Origin of the sequence: Faecalibacillus sp. MSK20_93 (assembly GCF_020589945.1) — a bacterium.
GTDB classification, from domain to species: domain Bacteria; phylum Bacillota_I; class Bacilli_A; order Erysipelotrichales; family Coprobacillaceae; genus Faecalibacillus; species Faecalibacillus intestinalis.
The window spans coordinates 1-4,285 of the sequence record NZ_JAJDKA010000099.1; the positions used below are offsets into that span (position 1 = coordinate 1).

Below are 4,285 nucleotides of genomic sequence, written 5' to 3' on the forward strand. Positions count from 1 at the left end.
TGAGTTTCCAGTCATTTTTTCGCTTGTCGGGTTCTTCATCAACAAACCGCACATACTGATTGATGATAGAAAAGGCGGTCTGCTCTGCGTCATAATAGGTCAGCAAATCCTGTACTGCATAGTAAGCACGTTCATTTCTAAGCCGTATCTCAAAACGGTTGATAATGTCGGCTTCTTCCAGCGGTATCCCGAACTTGACGTACTGCTCATAGTCCTTTTCATAGATACAGAAATACACATCGGATTTCAGCGAACCAAGATAAAGGGTACGCCCCATATATTCTCTGTCGTCCTCTCTATGCTTGATAAGCTCGCCCGACAAGTAAAACTTGTAACTTCTGGACTTTCCGATATATTCCCGTTTCCTGCATTTTTCCGCAAGCTCTGGAATATCCAAAATGCCCATATGGTCGTTGATAGCAAGGTCGATACGCTTCATAACACCACCGTCTACGAGTGCGTCCATGAGAAAGTCATACCAGCTTCTTTCCTGTGCCAGCAAGTAACTTTCAAACTGTCGGCAACCTCGCCCCTTTAACTCTAAAAGGACACCCTTTTCTTCGTCAGCCGACGTATAGATAAAGATGTCCCCTAAAGAATAATGCTCCGTATAACTGTAATGTCCGTAATCTTCATGGAGCATATAGTTGATATTCAGTTTTAATATATCTTTGATGATGTGCTGTATATCCAGCGTGGGAAAACGGATTTTTACATAATCAAACAGCATGGTAAGCGGTGCTTCTGGATTGAACTTTGCCAGTTCCTTTTGCAGAGTATTAAGAAGTTCCTTTGACGGCTTCATTTTTCCGCTTTCTATCTTGTTGAGATATTCCCTTGTGATACCAGAAGCCAACGCCAGCCTGCCTTGTGAGATACCGTAAGCAATCCGTTTCTCCCGTAATTCTTTTATTCCTTGTTCTTCATTCAGAACCATACCCCCAATCTGTAAAGTGTGAAGTTTTTTAAGGCGACTTCACATCTGAATTTTGCAAGGAAACTATGCGATAAGCCTTATGTTTCCTATGTTTTTTGTCTATTGTCCATTTGCAAACGTACCCCTCTGTTAGATACCGAGGGGTTTTACCTGCTGGCGTGGCTTACGCCACACCAGCAACGGCTAGTCCGTGCCGTCGCCTTTCGCTTCGCACGTCGCCGTTCCGTCCTGCCTTGCTTGTGCAAGAGAGCCGATAGTCTGCAAAAAATCATGTCCTTTCGGGACTAAAGGCGTGTAAAACTCACTGATAACGCTTGTTCCCACATCACAATATCCACGCCCCTTGATACGCTTCTGAAAAAACTGCTTTTTCACATCTGAACCAAACAGCATACCGTAACCTAATTCGCTGATACGCCCCAATCCCACACGGAAATTGAAGTTATCTCTGATACCGTCCGAGAAATACTTTGCGTCTGGACGCTGGCAGGCAACGATAAGGAAATAACCTGCTTGTCGCCCTAACATAACAATTTTCTTTAACTGGCTAAGTAGACTCACGCTTTCTTTTGTCCCCAGCATTTCAAAAAATGCCACATATTCATCAAAGATAAGAAAGCAGGGTGGCAGTCCCAGATAGGCGTAGTTTTCGCCCGTCTTATAGTTCGGGTGTTGCTTCATTTCCTCGCTTCGCTGTACCATGCCCTCATAAAAGGCATTGACGCAATCTATCATTTCTTCTTTAGTATGGTAGACGTTTGGCATGACTGTTCCCAAGTCCGCAAGGTCGCTGTTCTTTGGGTCTAAAATGTAAAGGACAGCGTTTGTATGCAGTAAGGCTTCAATGAGCGTCAGCAGAAAATAGGTTTTACCGCCACCAGTCCCACCAGCGATAAGGGCGTGAGGGAGTGCGTCATATTCCCAGACAAGGTTTTTCATCAATCTAAGACAGCCGTTTTCTGCCCGTACTTCATCAATGGTAATGCGGTTCGCTATCATATCATAAAGCAGGGTATATTCGATATAGCCGTCATGCAGGGTCTTGTCGGTCAGCTCGCAATATAAGCCACTTTCCAATTTATCCTCTAACCGTAAAAGCTGGTCTTGATATTTTCCTAATGTGATTTCACAGCGGATATGAAGCAGTCCCTTTTCCATTTGATAATAAATCTTTGGAAACCAGACGATTTTTTCCCTTGATCTGCTTTGCAGGTCAGTAAAAAAACCGCTGTTTTGTACAGTATCGGCTTCATACCACTTATTTTCCAGTACCATTCTTGCCAGCTTTTGACGGTGCAGGAGCTTCTTAAAACTGTCGTAATAGAAGCGGTAGTACAGAAAAGCGACCAATGCACAAACACCAGTCGCTATCAGTATGGTTATGAAGTTGTAAGGGGAAAGCGTCAAGCCATTCTCAAACAAGCTGAAATGCTCCCAATCGGTACGCATGAGCTGTTTGATATTCAGTAGCAAAAGAACCGCTACAAATACAAACAGAAGCGTTCCTATGGAAAAGTGATAGACAAGGTGCTTGTCGCTGGCTCTGATACGGTGTCCTTTGTTTAAAATCATTCTCATAAATCAATCACTCCTTTCTGGGTACGAAAAAAGCAGTCAATCCTAAGACTAACTGCTTAAATATACATACATATTAAATTGATAAATTGTTTTTAGTTTTACTAATACCTTTGCAATAGGTAATCAATAACTTCCATGCACCTCGTCCTAATAAGAACAAGATTATCCCCGTGATTAGTGATAAGATAAATACTGGGATAGGGCTTAAAGCTGTATTTCCAAATTGAAAACCAATATAATCTACATAAGGAATATTCAAATGTAATAAATAATCTACTAATTTTATAATCCCTAATACAGCAGAAGCAACACCACACAGAATAAAAGTAGGTGCAACAATAACTAAAACTGGTATTACAAACAATCCAGAAAAACCTACTAAGCTATAAAAAGCACAAACTGTTAAAAATCTGTTCCAGCTAAAACCGTTTTCCTTTGCAAGTAAATCTCCAAGATAGGCTTTTGCAAGGTCTTTTGGCTTTCCTAATCTAGTTAAAATTTGTTCTGTTGAGAGGTTTTCGCTTTCCATTTCTAAAATAGAGCCTTTTATTTCCTTTACAATATCAACACGTTCAGAAGTTGGAAGTGGTTTCAAACATTTATCAATAGTATCTAAGTATTTTTCAAACGTAGTATTCATAATTTTATTCTCCTTTCAAATCAGACATAGCATTTAATAAATTTTCCCATTCAGTATTCATAGCGTCCAGATAATTTTTTCCGTCTGGTGTTAATGAATAATACTTACGAGGTGGCAAGCCCTCTGTGGACTCTTGCCAAGTTGATTGCAAGTAGTTTTCCTTTTGTAATCTTCTTAACAATGGATATACTGTACTTTCCGTAGAAGTAATTATAGGATATTTGCTCAATTCTTGTAAAATCTCATACCCATAATATACTTTTTTATCCAGCATTAGCAAAATACAATATTCCAATGTACCTCGCACTATTTGAGATTTCCATTTGTCTAAGTTCATGTTGTTCACCTCACTGTTTTCTTGATAGGTATATCGTACTACACAGTACATTGAATGTCAACAGTATATTTTAATTGAACAACACTTTTTTTTGAAAGGTATATCAATTACTATTTTTTCGGTTGTCCCTGCGTGTTATTATTCTGTGGATTGCCTGCGTTCTGGTTGCCTTTATTCTTCAACACAATATCCTCTGCCTTTACATACCAGTCCACATCTGCACCCGTATAGGTTTTTCGTGATACCGTATCGGCTACGGGATTGACAAGCTCCACGACTGCATTGTAAGGAAATTCCCTTAACGGTACTTCTGGCGGTACGGACACGGGGATAATTCCACCATGCAGACTGCACTTCAAATCATAGATACGCTTTTTAAGCTGGGTACTCGGTGTCCCGTCCTCATTTTGTAAGAACACATCACGCACTGCTGTAAATTTTAATTCTCCAAATGTTTTCTCTTTGTCAATAACAAACCCGTTTGATAATCTCATAAATTCTTCACTCCTTTACTTTTCTTCAACTGCTACAATATCATCAGCAACTAATACATAATCGGTATGTCCCATATCCCCGATTGCGTAACCTCTGCCGTATAACTTCGGATTGACAAGTTTTACTTTCTGCTCATACTTGAACTTCTTTTCGCCAGCCTGCACGGGAATTTCTACCACAACATTTTCGCCTTTCTGTACGTCGGAATAAAGGTTATAGCTTCGTCTGGCTAAGACCCTGCGATTATTTTTATCTCTTTCAAAGACTGGCTCGCTTTCGCCTGCAAATTCAAGAGTTC

6 protein-coding genes are annotated in these 4,285 nt (G+C 40.3%); all 6 read right to left on the reverse strand.

Going from position 1 to position 4,285, the window contains the following annotated elements:
- Positions 1-937 (reverse strand): replication initiation factor domain-containing protein (locus LJD34_RS15505; protein ID WP_227360318.1); only part of this gene is annotated, 937 nt, incomplete at its 3' end.
- A gap of 183 nt (positions 938-1,120) precedes the next feature.
- Entirely contained in the window at positions 1,121-2,515 is a 1,395-nt protein-coding gene (locus LJD34_RS15510; protein ID WP_227360319.1) for an FtsK/SpoIIIE domain-containing protein, read from the reverse strand.
- Positions 2,516-2,588: 73 nt separating this feature from the next.
- Positions 2,589-3,155 carry an HAAS signaling domain-containing protein gene (locus tag LJD34_RS15515; protein ID WP_055056277.1) on the reverse strand — a complete coding sequence of 189 codons (567 nt, stop codon included), beginning with the start codon at positions 3,153-3,155 and terminating at the stop codon, positions 2,589-2,591.
- Between the two features lie 4 nt (positions 3,156-3,159).
- Positions 3,160-3,492, reverse strand: a complete 333-nt coding sequence (locus LJD34_RS15520; protein ID WP_007286208.1) for a PadR family transcriptional regulator — start codon at positions 3,490-3,492, stop codon at positions 3,160-3,162.
- A 110-nt stretch (positions 3,493-3,602) separates the two neighbouring features.
- Entirely contained in the window at positions 3,603-3,986 is a 384-nt protein-coding gene (locus LJD34_RS15525) for a YdcP family protein (protein ID WP_007286209.1), read from the reverse strand.
- Between the two features lie 15 nt (positions 3,987-4,001).
- Positions 4,002-4,285 (reverse strand): YdcP family protein (locus tag LJD34_RS15530; protein WP_227360320.1); only part of this gene is annotated, 284 nt, incomplete at its 5' end.